The sequence below is a fragment of the Pseudomonas sp. TE3899 genome (genome assembly GCF_056279105.1).
This window is the reverse complement of the sequence record NZ_JBWBQR010000001.1, coordinates 3,132,142-3,146,493: the sequence shown is the minus strand read 5'-3', so window position 1 is coordinate 3,146,493 and position 14,352 is coordinate 3,132,142. Positions and strand designations below refer to the sequence as shown.

The 14,352-nt window shown below is 60.1% G+C and carries 17 protein-coding genes; 8 read left to right on the top strand and 9 right to left on the bottom strand.

Going from position 1 to position 14,352, the window contains the following annotated elements:
• Genes ACZ89E_RS14370 through ACZ89E_RS14350 form a run of 5 tightly spaced genes read left to right on the top strand, consistent with a single transcriptional unit; the run spans nt 1 to nt 4,604 of the window.
• Entirely contained in the window at nt 1–1,989 is a 1,989-nt protein-coding gene (locus ACZ89E_RS14370) for a heme lyase CcmF/NrfE family subunit (protein WP_476255911.1), read from the top strand.
• Complete coding sequence (locus tag ACZ89E_RS14365) at nt 1,986–2,522, top strand: DsbE family thiol:disulfide interchange protein (protein WP_149657001.1); 537 nt, start codon at nt 1,986–1,988, stop codon at nt 2,520–2,522. The genes ACZ89E_RS14370 and ACZ89E_RS14365 overlap by 4 nt, the downstream gene beginning before the upstream one ends.
• Nucleotides 2,519–2,989 (top strand): cytochrome c-type biogenesis protein, encoded by a 471-nt coding sequence (locus ACZ89E_RS14360; RefSeq protein ID WP_149657000.1) that lies wholly within the window; start codon nt 2,519–2,521, stop codon nt 2,987–2,989. Before ACZ89E_RS14365 ends, ACZ89E_RS14360 begins: the two co-directional genes overlap by 4 nt.
• A complete protein-coding gene (gene ccmI / locus ACZ89E_RS14355) occupies nt 2,986–4,185 on the top strand; it encodes a c-type cytochrome biogenesis protein CcmI (protein ID WP_476255910.1) in 1,200 nt (399 codons plus the stop codon). Before ACZ89E_RS14360 ends, ccmI begins: the two co-directional genes overlap by 4 nt.
• A 14-nt stretch (nt 4,186–4,199) precedes the next feature.
• Nucleotides 4,200–4,604 (top strand): hypothetical protein, encoded by a 405-nt coding sequence (locus ACZ89E_RS14350; RefSeq protein ID WP_149656998.1) that lies wholly within the window; start codon nt 4,200–4,202, stop codon nt 4,602–4,604.
• A gap of 155 nt (nt 4,605–4,759) precedes the next feature.
• Here the strand turns inward: ACZ89E_RS14350 and ACZ89E_RS14345 are convergent, their stop codons facing one another.
• The 5 genes from ACZ89E_RS14345 to ACZ89E_RS14325 form a co-directional block, all read right to left on the bottom strand.
• The gene (locus ACZ89E_RS14345; RefSeq protein ID WP_476255909.1) at nt 4,760–5,335 is read right to left on the bottom strand and encodes a VapC50 family PIN domain-containing toxin; all 576 of its coding nucleotides are present in this window, start codon (nt 5,333–5,335) and stop codon (nt 4,760–4,762) included.
• On the bottom strand, nt 5,332–5,799 hold the full coding sequence (locus ACZ89E_RS14340) for a helix-turn-helix domain-containing protein (protein WP_133839097.1): 468 nt from the start codon (nt 5,797–5,799) through the stop codon (nt 5,332–5,334). Before ACZ89E_RS14340 ends, ACZ89E_RS14345 begins: the two co-directional genes overlap by 4 nt.
• 85 nt (nt 5,800–5,884) lie before the next feature.
• On the bottom strand, nt 5,885–6,772 hold the full coding sequence (locus ACZ89E_RS14335; protein WP_476255908.1) for a LysR family transcriptional regulator: 888 nt from the start codon (nt 6,770–6,772) through the stop codon (nt 5,885–5,887).
• Nucleotides 6,773–6,931: 159 nt separating this feature from the next.
• Nucleotides 6,932–7,651: an SDR family oxidoreductase gene (locus ACZ89E_RS14330; RefSeq protein ID WP_149656995.1), complete on the bottom strand. Its 720-nt coding sequence runs from the start codon at nt 7,649–7,651 to the stop codon at nt 6,932–6,934.
• A 48-nt stretch (nt 7,652–7,699) separates the two neighbouring features.
• On the bottom strand, nt 7,700–8,356 hold the full coding sequence (locus ACZ89E_RS14325; protein WP_476255907.1) for a peroxiredoxin-like family protein: 657 nt from the start codon (nt 8,354–8,356) through the stop codon (nt 7,700–7,702).
• A gap of 222 nt (nt 8,357–8,578) precedes the next feature.
• Between ACZ89E_RS14325 and ACZ89E_RS14320 the strand changes: the two genes are divergently transcribed.
• Together ACZ89E_RS14320 and ACZ89E_RS14315 are read left to right on the top strand one after the other, a co-directional pair.
• The gene (locus ACZ89E_RS14320; protein ID WP_149656993.1) at nt 8,579–8,791 is read left to right on the top strand and encodes a type II toxin-antitoxin system HicA family toxin; all 213 of its coding nucleotides are present in this window, start codon (nt 8,579–8,581) and stop codon (nt 8,789–8,791) included.
• On the top strand, nt 8,791–9,195 hold the full coding sequence (locus ACZ89E_RS14315) for a type II toxin-antitoxin system HicB family antitoxin (RefSeq protein ID WP_476255906.1): 405 nt from the start codon (nt 8,791–8,793) through the stop codon (nt 9,193–9,195). Before ACZ89E_RS14320 ends, ACZ89E_RS14315 begins: the two co-directional genes overlap by 1 nt.
• 59 nt (nt 9,196–9,254) lie before the next feature.
• Here ACZ89E_RS14315 and ACZ89E_RS14310 read toward each other — a convergent pair whose 3' ends face one another.
• Together ACZ89E_RS14310 and ACZ89E_RS14305 are read right to left on the bottom strand one after the other, a co-directional pair.
• A complete protein-coding gene (locus tag ACZ89E_RS14310) occupies nt 9,255–10,046 on the bottom strand; it encodes a hypothetical protein (RefSeq protein ID WP_476255905.1) in 792 nt (263 codons plus the stop codon).
• A gap of 78 nt (nt 10,047–10,124) precedes the next feature.
• Entirely contained in the window at nt 10,125–11,330 is a 1,206-nt protein-coding gene (locus ACZ89E_RS14305; protein WP_149656990.1) for an MFS transporter, read from the bottom strand.
• A gap of 234 nt (nt 11,331–11,564) precedes the next feature.
• On the opposite strand from ACZ89E_RS14305, the gene ACZ89E_RS14300 reads away from it, so the two are divergent.
• Entirely contained in the window at nt 11,565–12,194 is a 630-nt protein-coding gene (locus tag ACZ89E_RS14300; RefSeq protein WP_178128976.1) for a DUF5666 domain-containing protein, read from the top strand.
• A 211-nt stretch (nt 12,195–12,405) separates the two neighbouring features.
• Here ACZ89E_RS14300 and ACZ89E_RS14295 read toward each other — a convergent pair whose 3' ends face one another.
• Both ACZ89E_RS14295 and ACZ89E_RS14290 read right to left on the bottom strand, forming a co-directional pair.
• Nucleotides 12,406–13,401, bottom strand: coding sequence for a sulfate ABC transporter substrate-binding protein (locus ACZ89E_RS14295; RefSeq protein WP_476255904.1), 996 nt, complete (start codon nt 13,399–13,401; stop codon nt 12,406–12,408).
• A 105-nt stretch (nt 13,402–13,506) separates the two neighbouring features.
• A complete protein-coding gene (locus tag ACZ89E_RS14290; RefSeq protein WP_149656988.1) occupies nt 13,507–14,331 on the bottom strand; it encodes an ion transporter in 825 nt (274 codons plus the stop codon).
• Nucleotides 14,332–14,352: the final 21 nt, after the last annotated feature.

Genomic DNA, 14,352 nt, shown 5'->3' with positions numbered 1-14,352 from the left:
ATGACCTCTGCAATCTTTATCCCCGAACTGGGCCAACTGGCCATGATCCTGGCGCTGTGTTTCGCGCTGGTTCAGGCCATCGTGCCGTTGATGGGCGCCTGGCGCGGCGACCGCTTGTGGATGAGCTTGGCTCAACCGGCGGCCTGGGGGCAGTTCGCGTTCCTGGTGTTCGCCTTCGGTTGCCTGACCTACGCCTTCATGACTGACGATTTCTCCGTCGCCTATGTGGCCAGCAACTCCAACAGCGCGTTGCCCTGGTACTACAAGTTCAGCGCGGTGTGGGGCGCTCACGAAGGCTCGCTGCTGTTGTGGGCCTTGATCCTCGGTGGCTGGACCTTCGCGGTGTCGGTGTTCTCCCGGCAGTTACCGCAAGTCATGCTCGCCCGGGTGCTGGCGGTGATGGGCATGATCAGCACCGGTTTCCTGCTGTTCCTGATCCTGACCTCGAACCCGTTCGCGCGGATCCTGCCGCAGATTCCGGCGGACGGTCGCGACCTTAACCCGTTGCTGCAAGACATCGGCCTGATCGTGCATCCGCCGATGCTGTACATGGGTTATGTCGGGTTCTCCGTGGCGTTTGCCTTCGCTATCGCCGCTCTGCTGGGCGGTCGTCTTGATGCGGCGTGGGCACGCTGGTCCCGTCCGTGGACCATCGTTGCCTGGGCCTTCCTCGGTATCGGCATCACGTTGGGTTCGTGGTGGGCCTATTACGAACTCGGCTGGGGCGGCTGGTGGTTCTGGGACCCGGTGGAAAACGCCTCCTTCATGCCTTGGCTGGTGGGTACGGCGCTGATTCACTCCCTGGCGGTCACGGAAAAACGTGGCGTGTTCAAGAGCTGGACCGTGCTGCTGGCCATCGCCGCGTTCTCGCTGAGCCTGCTCGGGACCTTCCTCGTGCGTTCCGGCGTGCTGACCTCGGTGCACGCGTTTGCCTCCGATCCTGAGCGCGGCGTGTTTATCCTGATCTTCCTGTTGTTTGTGGTCGGCGGTTCGCTGACGCTGTTCGCCCTGCGCGCGCCAGTGGTCAAGAGCCATGTCGGCTTCAACCTCTGGTCCCGGGAAACCCTGCTGCTGGGCAACAACCTGGTGCTGGTGGTGGCGGCGTCGATGATCCTGCTCGGCACCTTGTACCCGCTGATTCTTGATGCGATGACCGGCGCCAAGCTGTCGGTCGGCCCGCCGTACTTCAACGCGTTGTTCATTCCGTTGATGGCGTTGCTGATGGTGGTGATGGCGGTCGGCATGCTGGTGCGCTGGAAAGACACCCCGGTCAAATGGCTGGTGGGCATGTTGACCCCGGTCCTGCTCGGCAGCGCCGCGCTGGCCGTGGTGGCTGGCGTTGCCTACGGTGATTTCAACTGGGCGGTGATCGCCACATTCATGCTCGCGGCCTGGGTATTGCTGGCCGGCATACGCGACATTCTCGACAAAACGCGTCACAAAGGCCTGATCAAAGGCTTGCCGACCCTGACCCGCAGCTACTGGGGCATGCAAGTTGCTCACCTCGGCATCGCCGTGTGTGCGCTGGGTGTCGTGTTGTCGAGCCAGAACAGTGCCGAGCGCGACTTGCGCCTGGCGCCGGGCGAGTCCATGGACCTGGCCGGTTACCACTTCATCTTCGAAGGCGCCAAGCACTTCGAAGGGCCGAACTTCACCTCCGATAAGGGCACCGTCCGCGTGATCCGCGATGGCAAGGAAGTCAGCGTGCTGCACCCGGAAAAACGCCTGTACACCGTGCAAAACTCGGTGATGACCGAAGCCGGGATCGACGCCGGTTTCACCCGTGACCTCTACGTCGCCCTCGGTGAACCCCTGGGCGATGGCGCCTGGGCCGTGCGCGTGCACGTCAAACCGTTCGTGCGCTGGATCTGGTTCGGCGGCCTGCTCACAGGTTTCGGCGGGTTGCTGGCGGCGCTGGATCGCCGTTATCGGGTCAAGGTGAAAAGCCGCGTGCGTGAAGCACTCGGTATGACGGGGGCCACTGCATGAGACGTTGGTTGATGCTGCTGCCCCTGGCGATTTTCCTGGTGGTGGCTGTTTTCCTGTATCGCGGTCTGTACCTGGACCCCGCCGAGTTGCCCTCGGCGATGATCAACAAGCCGTTCCCGGAGTTTTCCCTGCCGGCAGTGCAGGGCGACAAGACCTTGACCAAGGCCGATATCCTCGGCAAACCGGCGCTGGTCAACGTGTGGGGCACCTGGTGCATTTCCTGCCGGGTCGAGCACCCGGTGTTGAACAAGCTGGCGGAGAAGGGCGTGGTGATCTACGGCATCAACTACAAGGACGTCAACGCCGACGCCTTGAAGTGGCTGACGGAATTCCACAACCCGTACCAACTGGACATCCGCGACGACGAAGGCACCCTGGGCCTGAACCTCGGCGTGTACGGTGCTCCGGAAACTTTCTTTATCGACGCCAAGGGCATCATCCGCGACAAGTACGTCGGCGTGATCGACGAACAGGTCTGGCGCGAAAAACTGGCGGCCAAGTATCAGGCGCTGGTCGACGAGGCCAAGCCATGAAGCGCTGGATCGCCGCCGCTGTACTGGGCTTGAGCATGGCTGGCGTGGCGCACGCGGCCATCGACACCTACGAGTTCGCCAAAGAAGGCGACCGTGAGCGTTTCCGTGAGCTGACCAAAGAGCTGCGTTGCCCCAAGTGCCAGAATCAGGACATCGCCGATTCCAACGCTCCGATTGCCGCTGACTTGCGCAAAGAGATTTTCCGCATGCTCGGCGAGGGCAAGGACAACCAGCAGATCATCGACTTCATGGTCGATCGCTACGGTGATTTCGTGCGCTACAAACCCGCTCTGAACGCCAAGACCGCTCTGCTCTGGTTCGGCCCCGCCGGCCTGCTGCTGGGCGGTTTCGTGGTCATCGCCGTGATCGTCCGCCGTCGTCGCGTGCAACGCGCTGACACCCCGGACACGCTTTCCGCCGAGGAGCGTCAGCGCCTCGACCACCTGTTGGATAAAAACCAAGAATGATTGATTTCTGGCTCGCTGCAGGTCTGCTACTTCTGGTTGCCCTGAGTTTTCTGTTGATCCCGGTTCTACGGGGCCGTCGTGCCCAGCTTGAAGAGGATCGTACGGCCCTTAACGTCGCGCTTTACCAAGAGCGCGTGGCTGAGTTGCAGACTCAGCAGGAAGAGGGCGTGCTCAACGTCGCGCAAATGGACACTGGCCGTGCCGAAGCGGCCCGTGAGTTGCTGGCGGACACCGAAGGTGTTGCCGCGCCGCGCGTGTCTCGTCTGGGTAAAGCGTTTCCGTTGTTGGCGGCGATCCTCGTTCCTGTGTTGGGCCTTGGCCTGTACCTGCACTTCGGGGCCAGTGACAAGGTCGAGCTGACCCGGGAATTCGCCCAGGCGCCGCAGTCGATGGAAGAAATGACCCGTCGCCTGGAACGTGCGGTGGCCGCTCAGCCGGATTCGGCGGAAGGCTTGTACTTCCTCGGTCGCACCTACATGGCTCAGGATCGCCCGGCGGACGCAGCGAAAATCTTCGAACGCACGGTGAACCTCGCCGGTCGTCAGCCGGAACTGCTCGGCCAATGGGCCCAGGCCCAGTACTTCGCCGATGGCAAGAAATGGTCAGACAAGATCCAGGCCCTGACCGATGAAGCGCTGAAAGCTGATCCGAAAGAAGTCACCAGCCTTGGCCTGCTCGGCATCGCCGCGTTTGAGGCCCAGCGCTATCAGGACGCCATCGACTACTGGAATCGCCTGCTGGCGCAACTGCCGCCGGACGACAACTCCCGTGGCGCGTTGCAAGGCGGGATCGCCCGGGCCACCGAGAAACTTGAGGCCAGCGGCGGCAAAGTGGCCCAAGTGCCGGTCACCAAAGGCGCGTTGCTCAAGGTGCGTGTCGATCTCGCGGCGGACCTGAAAGCCAAGGTGCAACCGGGTGACAGCGTATTCATCTTCGCCCGCGCCACCTCCGGCCCACCGGCACCGCTGGCGGCCAAGCGCCTGACTGTGGCCGACCTGCCGGCCACCGTTGAGCTGGGTGATGCCGACGCGATGATGCCGCAGTTGAAACTGTCGAACTTCCCTGAAGTCCAACTGGTTGCACGCATCTCCCGCGCCGGCCAACCGACCGCCGGCGAGTGGATCGGTCGCAGCCAGCCGCTGGCCAGCAGCACCACTGCGCAGCAGCACGTGACCATCGACAGCCCGGATAAATAACAGGAACCACCGCCATGACCGCCATCGCTCGTATCACCCTGCTCAGTCTCGTCCTGGGGTTGAGCGCTTGTGCGGTCCATCGGCCACCTGAGCAGACGTTGCCGCCGATCCCGCCGTCGCAACCCCGCCCGACGCCGTCACCGACACCCACGCCGAGCAAACCGAGCATCCCTGCCAAACCCGCCAAGCCGCTGCCCCGCACCTCCGCCAGCTTCGCCCCGCCACCGGGGGGCAACAGCCATTGGGATGCGAAGATGGGCGTCTACGTCCTCGACGACCAACCCAACACCTTCTACCGCCAGCGCACCTACTACCGCTGGAACAACGGCTGGAGCCGCTCGATCAGCCCGAACGGGCCGTGGGAAGACACCGACATCCATGGCGTGCCGGGTGGGTTGGGACGGCAATTCGGGCAGTAATCAGAAAACGGCGATCTTCGGATCGCCGTTTTGCTGTCTGGCGTTTGAAAAGATCGCAGGCTTCGCCAGCTCCTACGGGACCGCGCACGACGATGATCTGCCGGTGTACTCGGCTTTTGCAGGAGCTGGCGAAGGCTGCGATCTTTTGATCATGCTTAAAGAATGGCGCGGTAACCAGTCAGCGCTTCAACCGAGCGGACCAAACCTTGGCGTAACAGAAGGTCAAGGTACGTTCCGACATCCATCGGCGGCATCTTGAGCTGCTTGCGTTGTCGTTGTGCCGCGCAGACAACCGCTGCCGGGTCTAGATCAAACAGGTCATCGACGAACTCGTCAGGATGCTGTGCCTCCAGACCAAAAGGCTCCAGCAATGTGCATGGGAAGTCTTTCTTGTTAAAAGTCACGATAACGCTGGCATTGCAGCGAATGGCCGCCGCCAGCACATGGCGGTCATTCATGTCTGGCAGCATTAACCCTTCAACGAGGTTTTCGTAACCCGTGACACAGGCGTCGGGGATGGCGTGATCCATCAGTTCGGAGGTTCGATCCAGTTGTTCGGCTGTCAGGTCTGGACGGTTCTTCAGCAGATTTCGTTTCCATTCGTTGTGTATCTCCAATGACCACCGCGCCCGGAAACGTCCTGATAGCGCGAGCCACATCAGGAAATCTCTCAAAGGGGCAGGGTACAAAACACATGCGTCATATACAGCGGTAAACGGGGAGTGCCTCACTCGTATCCTGTCCTTAACGCTTGTGCTTGCTCGGCGAGAAGCGTCATTGCCTGCTCGCTGGCGGTGTCGCGCCGATTTTTATATTCCATCAAATCGGCAAAGCGCACACGTCGGTGCTTGCCTGTTTTGTGGTAGGACAACTCGCCGGATTCCAGCAGTTTAATGAGGTGCGGGCGTGAGACATTGAGCAGGTCCGCCGCTTCCTGGGTGGTCAGTTCGGCGTGCACCGGGACGACTTTGACGGCATTGCCTTCTGCCAATGCCGCCAGGATATCGACCAGCAAGCGCAGTGCCGACGTGGGAAGTTCGACGCTGTGGGCCTCGTTCTGCTCGTCGAAAATCTGGATGCGCTGGGTTTCGAATTGAGTGGCGAGGTAGGCGGTGAGGGCGCGCTGGCCTTCGATAGCAGCCTGGACTTCGCGCGCCATGGGCAGGTTGATCGGGGGATGGATGACTAAAGACATGATGGTTTCCAACATTCAAAGTAGCGATGTTGGAGAGGCTATTCGAATCAAACGAAAATCGCAACAAACGAAACTGGAGTCTTGTTTAAGACTCTTTTGCCATCAACGCCTGAACGTAATCAGCAAACGCCCGAGCCTTGGCACTGGCCATTCTCCCCGTCGGAAACACCGCCCACAGGTCCTGATTCGGCAAGGTCCAATCGCTCATCACTTCCACCACCGCGCCGCTGGCCAGTTCCGGGGCGAACATCCACTCGGACGCCATGGTCAGCCCCAAATGAGCCAGCACCGACTCACGCAGGCCTTCGGCGGCGTTGACGCGGATGCGGCCGCTGATGATCACCGGGTGTTCTTCGTCGCCTTGCTTGAACGGCCAATTCGCGCCGCCGCCCAAACTGTAAACAACGGCTTGATGTTTAGTCAGATCGGCAGGGCAGGCCGGTTTGCCGTGTTTTTGGAAATACTGCGGCGTGCCTAGCACCACGCGCCGGCACTCGGCGATCTTGCGGGCGGTGAGGCCGGAGTCGCTCTGAGCGCCCATGCGCAGGGCGACATCGACGCCTTCTTCCACCAGATTGATATTGCGGTCATCGAGCATCAGGTCGATGTTCAATTCAGGGTTCTGTTCGAGAAACTGCCCCAGATGCGGGACGATGTGCAACCGGCCGAAGGTCACGGCGGCGCAGATCCGCAGGTTGCCGGTGAGGCCGCCGGCGGCACCGCGGGCCGCGTTGTCAGCCTCGTTGGCTTCTTCGATGGCGCGTTTGGCCCGGTCGAAGAAAGCCAGCCCGGCTTCGGTGGGCGTCAGGCCACGGGTCGAGCGCAATAACAGGCGCACGGCGAGCCGGGTTTCCAGTTGCGCGATGGTTTTCGACACGGCGGGCTGGCCGATATTCAGACGCCGGGCCGCTGCGGAAAACGAACCGGTTTCCACCACATAGACGAAGGTTTCCATTGCGCCGAGGCGATCCATCTTGAGTCCTTGTGCAAATGTGGTGACTTGCCGAGATCCCCCTGTGGGAGCGGGCTTGCTCGCGAAAGCGATGTATCAGCAACATTGATATCGACTGACACGCCGCCTTCGCGAGCAAGCCCGCTCCCATAGGGGATTTATGTGGTCTGAAAAAACCCATCAAAACGCCGCTTTACCCACCGAAGCACCACCATCGACAAACAGTGTCTGCCCGGTAATGAACCCGCTCTGCTCGGACAACAGAAAGGCAATCGCCGAAGCGATTTCTTCCGGTTGTCCCAACCGGCCCATCGGTACGCTAGCCAGATAACGCGCTTCACCTTCGCTGCCAATCGGATTGTTCTCTCGGAACAGTTCCGTTTCCGTCGGGCCGGGGGCCACGGCGTTGACCGTGATCCCGGTTTGCGCCAGTTCCAGCGCCCAGGATCGGGTGAAGCTGACCAGCGCCGCTTTCGCCGCCGCATACGCCGTGCGCTGGGTGATCCCGAGCACCGTCAGGCTGGAAATATTCACCACTCGGCCCCAGCCTTTGGCGCGCATGTTCGGCAGCAACGTCTGGGTTGTTTGCAGGGCTGAGTGCAGATTGACCCGCATCACGTCGTCAAAGGTGTCGAGGTCGATTTCGCCCAACACCTGCGGTCGGACCAGGCCGACGTTGTTCACCAGCCCATCGAACTCGTACTGGCTGGCCAGATCAGCCAATACTTCCCGGGTCAGCGTCCTGTCGCTCAGGTCGAGTGGAAACAGCGTGCCGGGAAACGACAGGTCGGGTGTCCGGGCAATCCCGACCACGCGATGACCCGCTCGGTCCAAGTGCTCGGCCACGGCACGACCAATGCCTTTGCTGGCGCCGGTGATGAGAAATGTACGTCGGGTCATGACAACTCCTATCAGGATGTGCCGCGGGTAACGCGGCACTTGATCGGTTCAGCCGCGAAGCGCATCCAGCATCGCTTCAGGCTCTGGCCGCTGAGTGTAATCCGGGTTGACCTCGGCGTAACGGATCACGCCATCCTGACCGATCACATAACGCGCCGGCATCGGCAGGGTCCAGGACGGGTCATCGTTGAAGGTGGGCAGGTCGTTGCGCAGGTTTTTGTACAACTCGACCAGGTAATCCGGCAACGCGAAACGCAGACCGAAAGCCTGCGCTACCTCGTTGTGAGTGTCGCTCAGGATCGGGAACTCCAACCCGTTGATGCGCACCGATTTGCGGCTGTTGGCGGCGATCTGCGGCGAGATCGCCACCAGGTTCGCCCCCAATTCCTGCAACGTCGGCAGGAACGCCTGCACGGCTTGCAGCTCCATGTTGCAGTACGGGCACCAGACACCGCGATAGAACGTCAGCACCAACGGACCCTTGGCCAGCAGATCGGCGGAGGACACAGGGTTGCCGTCGGGGTCCTTGAGCGTAAACAACGGCGCCTTATCCCCGACCTTCAGGGCTTTGCCGGCCGCGCCGGACGCAATCAATTGCGCAGTGGCGCGCTCCATGATCGGGTGGATTTCAGCCGGGGCGTTGTAAGGCGGTTTACCGGCCTTGAAGTCAGCTTTGAACGCATCGAGTTTTGCTTGCAGGGTCATGATCGTAATCCTTGAAGAGGAAGCCGGTTGGCTGGGATCAATGGTGACCTTGGACGGGGCCGCGGGGAACGTGGGTGGGGGGCATAGGATTCATTCTTGGGGGGAATGTCGTGTCTCGAATCACACGCTGTAAAACAACCGAACGTCGTGCTTCCAGTTTTCATGCTTGAATAAAGATAACTCTAGAGTTACTTTTGTTTGGCCGGAGCAAGGAGGCTGGTGGTGCAAAGCAGGCTATTGATCAAGGAGCTGGAGGAGGCGGGCTGGACACTGGACCGGGTCACCGGCAGTCATCACATCTTCATTCACCGTTACAACCCATACACGATCCCCGTCCCGCACCCGAAAAAGGATTTACCGATCGGGACGGTTAAAAGCATCAGGAGGCGAGCCGGGCTGTATTGCCCGCCTGCCAGTTACACAGGAGATCCATAATGCAATATCCCATCTGTATCGAGTGGGGCGACGAGAACACCGCCATCGGTATTCAGATCCCCGATATTCCGGGCGCTGTCACTGCCGGGGATACGTTTGAAGACGCCTATAACGCTGCAATCGAGGTTGCTCACATAATGCTGCAGGAAATTGCGGCTGACGGAGAGCCGATTCCTATGCCGACTTCAGCGGCCGCACACCGTGGCAATCCCGAGTTTGCCGATATGGGCTGGGGAATGCTGGAACTGGACATTGCGCCTTACATGGGCAAAACCGAGAAGGTCAACGTGACATTGCCCGGCTATGTCATCCAGCGTATCGACCGCTATGTGCGGGAACATAACGTCAAAAGCCGCTCCTCCTTTTTGGCGGATGCGGCGATGGAAAAATTGGTTCGGCATTGAATGAAACAACATGTTCACGGGCAAGCCGGCGAAGGGCATGCCCGTAAGCGATCAACGTGTCATCGCGCTTGATCGGGAGGTCTGCAAAGGTCAGTCATGCCATGGTGGCTGATGAGCTCCCTGATTGACGTTCCCAGTGCACTTTGACTCAGGGCTATTTCAACTTCGCCGGTGTAGGACTCGTCAACATGTCCCCGTGTGTCTGCACTGGTGAGCGGGCTGATGCTGCTGTTCTGAGGGCTGAGGCGAAAGGTTGTGTAGGGGATACCCGGGGTTGGCTTGTTCCTTTGCCGGGTGCTCATAAAGTCGAAGGAATAGGTTCTCCTGATGGAGTCTATGCACGCTGTAACGGTCTGCGGTGGCGACGCTTCGTTGTACATCACCACCGCCTTCTCGCCGAACTGCAGAAACAGGCAGCCGAACCACCATATGCAACTGGCGAGAACGGACAGGCCCCAGGCGCGCACCACCCCAACTCCGGAAAACAACAAGTTCAGCAGATAAGGCCAGGTCATCATCGGCAGAAAGTATTTGCCAATCTTCCAGGCCCAGCTCTGGTTACCAAGCCAGATTCCCGGGTTGTAGATCATCACCAGCATGACGATGGCGTAGAACACCACTGCCAGCGTCCACACCACAAAGTTGGTGGCAAAACGACTCTCGTGCCGGGTTCGCTGTTCTTCCTTCAGTTCGGCGATAACTTGCGTGAAGTCGGTTTCAGCCACGGGAGGAGGGTTGGCTTTGCGTTCTTTATCGCGCAACGCCTTGCGCTGGCGTCGCAGACGCTCAGGGTTTTTTGAAGACATGAGGGGGAAATCTTCCTTGATTGCGCTGTTCGGCGGCAGCTCCATGTGTGCCTCGATGATTGCAAGCACCTGAGTGGGCGTGAGGATAAACACCCACGCCCGCTGCGTCGATAGCGGTCTCGATCAGGCCGTCACGGGCTCTGCGACGCGCGAAACACTCAAAAACCGCACCAACGCCAACAGCGGAAACGCACTGCCCACAATCACGATCCACAACCAGCCGCCGTGTTCATACACCGCACTGGCCACCGACGAACCAAACGCGCCGCCGATGAAGATGCTGGTCATGTACAGCGCATTCAAGCGGCTGCGGCTTTTGGCGTCGAGGGCGTAGACCGCGCGTTGGCCGAGGACCATGTTCATTTGTACGCAGAAATCGAGCACCACGCCGGTGACGGCCAGGCCGATCACGCTGTAGATCGGGTGGATGAACGCCGGCAGGAAGCTCAGGCTGGCGAACACCAGGGCCAGCAGCGAGGCGATGCGTGTGTGGCCGGCATCGGCCAGGCGACCGGCGATGGGCGCGGCGATGGCACCGATGGCACCGACCAGGGCGAAGATCGCGATCTGGGTCTGGCTCAGGCCATGATTGCGCGCCAGTTCCAGCGGTACGGCGGTCCAGAACAGGCTGAAGGTGGCGAACATGCAACCCTGGTAGAACGCACGCTGGCGCAGCACCGGTTGTTGACGCAGCAACGTCCACAACGAGCCAAGCAACTGGCCATAAGAGGCACTGTGATCAGGCTGACGCTTGGGGATTGTCAACGCCAGCACGATGCTGATCGCCGCCATCAACGCCGCCGCAATCATGAACATCGCCCGCCAGCCGAAGTGGTCCGCCACCACGCTGGACACTGGCCGCGCCAGCAGGATACCCAGCAGCAAACCGCCCATGATCCCGCCGACCACCCGGCCGCGGGATTCTTCCGGCGCCAGATGGGCGGCCAATGGAATAAGGATCTGCACCGACACCGAACTGAAACCCACCAGCAACGAGATCAGCAGGAACACATTCGGCTGATCGGTAAACGCCGCGCCGAGCAGGCTGGCAATCGCCACCAGAGTGGTGATGATCATCAGCTTGCGGTTCTCCAGCAGATCACCCAGCGGCACCAGGAAAAACAGGCCCAGCGCATAGCCGATCTGGGTCAGCGAAACGATGAAACTGGCCATGGTGCTGGTCAGGCCGATGTCCGGTGCGATCAGGCCGATGATCGGTTGGGCATAGTAGATGTTGGCGACAATGGCGCCGCAGCAGAAGGCGAACAACATCACCATGCCTTTGGTCATTGTCACGGCGCCGTGGGGCGTCTGAGTTGCTGGGTTCATAACGTGTCTCGCTAAACAGGAGGAATGCGCGAAGGCTAAAGGGCTGACCCATACGGCGGAAGAGAGGTTGGAGTGATAGTAATCATTCCATTGCGGAATGAGTGATGGACGCATGTGCTGTCCAGCGGTGGACCTGTCGTCAAAACATTGAGGTCTGATGATACATTCACTTACATCTTGTTCGATAGCGTGCTTATGTTCTCTCTTCACGTTTCATAACAGGAAGGCACTTCCATGAATGCGATGTTTCGTCACCTGATTCGCGGTGCATCGGTGGTTACCTTGATCAGCTTGTTCACGGCAACCACCGCCATGGCGGCCGAAGCGCCGGGCACGCGCATCGGCGTGCGCGGCGAGATCACCGGGGTCAGCGCCGACAGCTTGAAGGTCCATGCCAACAGCGGCGAAAACGTGGTGATCAAACTGACCCAGGACACCAAAGTCCGCGCGGTCACCCTGGCCAATATCGAAGACATCAAACCCGGCAGCTACATCGGCTCGGCGGCGATTCCCCAGGATGACGGCACGCTCAAGGCTCTGGAAGTCCACGTCTTTCCGCCGGAACTGGCCGGCAGCGGCGACGGCCATCGGCCCTTCGACTTGGCCAAGGGCAGCAGCATGACCAATGGCAGCGTGGGTGATCTGGTGGTCAGCAACGGCAGGACCCTGACCGTTAATTACAAAGGCGGCCAGCAGAAGATTCTGGTGCCGGAGGACGTGCCGATCGTGAACCTGATGCCGGGGGATCGCAGCCTGCTCAAGGTCGGAGTGAAGATCGTGACGTTCGTGACCCAGAGCGCGGACGGGACGCTGACGGCGCAATCCATCTCCGCCGGCAAGGATGGCGTGGCCCCGCCGATGTAATGACCCCAACCGTTCGTTCCCATGTTCCGCGTGGGAATGCCTCAATGGACGCTCCGCGTCCGCTTGGGACGCGGAGCGTCCCGGGCTGCATTCCCACACAGAGCGTGGGAACGATCAACGGGGGATCGCCGTCGTGCCGTGGGTTTGGGTGATACAGCGAGCACAAAAAAGGCGACCTCTGCAGGTCGCCTTTTTCATGGTTGCCTAGGCCTTACTGCGTATAAATCTGATCAAAGATCCCGCCATCATTGAAGTGGGTCTTTTGCACGGTGCGCCAGTCGCCAAAGGTCTTCTCTACCGAGAGGAAATCAACCTTCGGGAAGCGATCGGTGTACTTGGCCAACACCGCCGGGTCCCGCGGACGCAGGTAGTTAGCCGCCGCAATCTCCTGGCCTTCCGGCGACCACAGGTACTTCAGGTATTCCTCAGCCGCGGCGCGAGAGCCTTTCTTGTCGACGACTTTATCGACGACAGACACCGGCGGCTCCGCCTCAGCCGAAACGCTCGGGTAGATCACTTCAAACTGGTCGCGACCAAACTCGCGGGCAATCATTTCCGCTTCGTTCTCGAAGGTCACCAGCACGTCGCCGATCTGGTTGGTCATGAAGGTGGTGGTGGCGGCGCGGCCACCGGTATCGAGTACCGGCGCTTGTTTGAACAGTTTGCCGACGAAGGCTTTGGCCTTGTTTTCGTCGCCGCCGTTTTTCAGCACATAGCCCCAGGCCGAGAGGTAGGTGTAGCGGCCGTTGCCCGAGGTTTTCGGGTTGGGCACGATCACCTGGACGCCGTCCTTGAGCAGGTCGGGCCAGTCTTTCAGGGCTTTCGGGTTGCCTTTGCGCACGATGAAGACGGTGGCCGAGGTGAACGGCGCGCTGTTGTTCGGCAGGCGCGTGACCCAGTTGTCCGGGATCAGTTTGCCGTTGTCCGCCAGGGCGTTGATGTCGGTGGCCATGTTCATGGTGATGACGTCAGCCGGCAGGCCGTCGATCACCGAACGCGCCTGTTTGCTGGAGCCGCCGAAGGACATCTGCAGGGTGATGTTTTCGTTGTGCTCGGCTTGCCAGTGTTTCTGGAACGCAGTGTTGTAGTCCTTATAGAAATCGCGCATCACGTCGTAGGAAACGTTGAGCAGGGTCGGTGCGGCCTGAGCCACGCTGGTCAGGGCCAGGCCTGCGGCCAGAAGTGAGGCGCCAAAGAGTTTTTTCACTGCGCATTCCTTGTTCTAAATAGATGTTCTTATTAAAAGTGAGGCCATTTGCCAGCGACTATAGCCGGGCTTGCATAGGCCTTTAAAGATTAAAAAGCACTTTGCTTATTCCATTTTCTTAAACAGCTGATTGCCACACCGCGAGCAAAACGCCGCGCCATGTTCGTGGCTGTTTTTCTTGCACACCGGGCAGTCGTGTTGCAGTTGTTCACCGCGCATGGCGTTGGCCAGTTCGGCGGTGAAAATCCCCGTCGGTACGGCGATGATCGAGTAACCGGTGATCATCACCAGCGACGAAATCACCTGGCCCAGCGGGGTCTTGGGCACGATGTCGCCGAAGCCCACGGTGGTCAGCGTCACGATAGCCCAATAGATGCCTTTGGGAATGCTGGTGAAGCCGTGTTCCGGGCCTTCGATCACATACATCAACGTGCCGAACACCGTCACCAGGGTGCAGACGCTGACCAGGAACACCACGATCTTCTGCTTGCTGCCGCGCAGCGCCGACATCAGATAGTTGGCTTGCTTGAGGTAGGGGCTGAGCTTGAGTACGCGGAAAATCCGCAACATCCGAATGATCCGGATGATCAGCAGGTACTGCGCATCGGCGTAATACAGCGCGAGAATGCCGGGCACAATCGCCAGCAAATCCACCAAGCCATAGAAGCTGAACGCATAGCGCAACGGCTTGGGCGAGCAGTACAGGCGCAGGCCGTATTCGATGGCGAAAATAACCGTGAAGCCCCACTCGATGTACGCCAGCACGTCGGCGTAGTTCTGGTGGATCGCGTCGATACTGTCGAGCATCACGATCACGATGCTGGCGAGGATGATCAACAGCAAGATGCCGTCGAAGCGCCGCCCAGCCTTGGTGTCGCTCTGGAAAACCATGACGTAAAGCTCTTCACGCCAGTTTTTGCTGATGTCCATGGATAACGCCTGAACCGAGAA

Excerpts from the sequence above, each read along its gene's own strand:
- ACZ89E_RS14370 (WP_476255911.1), top strand. The coding sequence starts at position 1 with ATGACCTCTGCAATCTTTATCCCCGAACTGGGCCAACTGGCCATGATC.
- ACZ89E_RS14300 (WP_178128976.1), top strand. The coding sequence starts at position 11,565 with ATGAATGCGATGTTTCGTCACCTGATTCGCGGTGCATCGGTGGTTACC.
- ACZ89E_RS14350 (WP_149656998.1), top strand. The coding sequence starts at position 4,200 with ATGACCGCCATCGCTCGTATCACCCTGCTCAGTCTCGTCCTGGGGTTG.
- ACZ89E_RS14360 (WP_149657000.1), top strand. The coding sequence starts at position 2,519 with ATGAAGCGCTGGATCGCCGCCGCTGTACTGGGCTTGAGCATGGCTGGC.
- ACZ89E_RS14330 (WP_149656995.1), bottom strand. The coding sequence starts at position 7,651 with ATGACCCGACGTACATTTCTCATCACCGGCGCCAGCAAAGGCATTGGT.
- ACZ89E_RS14290 (WP_149656988.1), bottom strand. The coding sequence starts at position 14,331 with ATGGACATCAGCAAAAACTGGCGTGAAGAGCTTTACGTCATGGTTTTC.
- ACZ89E_RS14310 (WP_476255905.1), bottom strand. The coding sequence starts at position 10,046 with ATGGAGCTGCCGCCGAACAGCGCAATCAAGGAAGATTTCCCCCTCATG.
- ACZ89E_RS14340 (WP_133839097.1), bottom strand. The coding sequence starts at position 5,799 with ATGTCTTTAGTCATCCATCCCCCGATCAACCTGCCCATGGCGCGCGAA.
- ccmI (WP_476255910.1), top strand. The coding sequence starts at position 2,986 with ATGATTGATTTCTGGCTCGCTGCAGGTCTGCTACTTCTGGTTGCCCTG.
- ACZ89E_RS14315 (WP_476255906.1), top strand. The coding sequence starts at position 8,791 with ATGCAATATCCCATCTGTATCGAGTGGGGCGACGAGAACACCGCCATC.
- ACZ89E_RS14365 (WP_149657001.1), top strand. The coding sequence starts at position 1,986 with ATGAGACGTTGGTTGATGCTGCTGCCCCTGGCGATTTTCCTGGTGGTG.
- ACZ89E_RS14335 (WP_476255908.1), bottom strand. The coding sequence starts at position 6,772 with ATGGATCGCCTCGGCGCAATGGAAACCTTCGTCTATGTGGTGGAAACC.
- ACZ89E_RS14325 (WP_476255907.1), bottom strand. The coding sequence starts at position 8,356 with ATGACCCTGCAAGCAAAACTCGATGCGTTCAAAGCTGACTTCAAGGCC.
- ACZ89E_RS14305 (WP_149656990.1), bottom strand. The coding sequence starts at position 11,330 with ATGAACCCAGCAACTCAGACGCCCCACGGCGCCGTGACAATGACCAAA.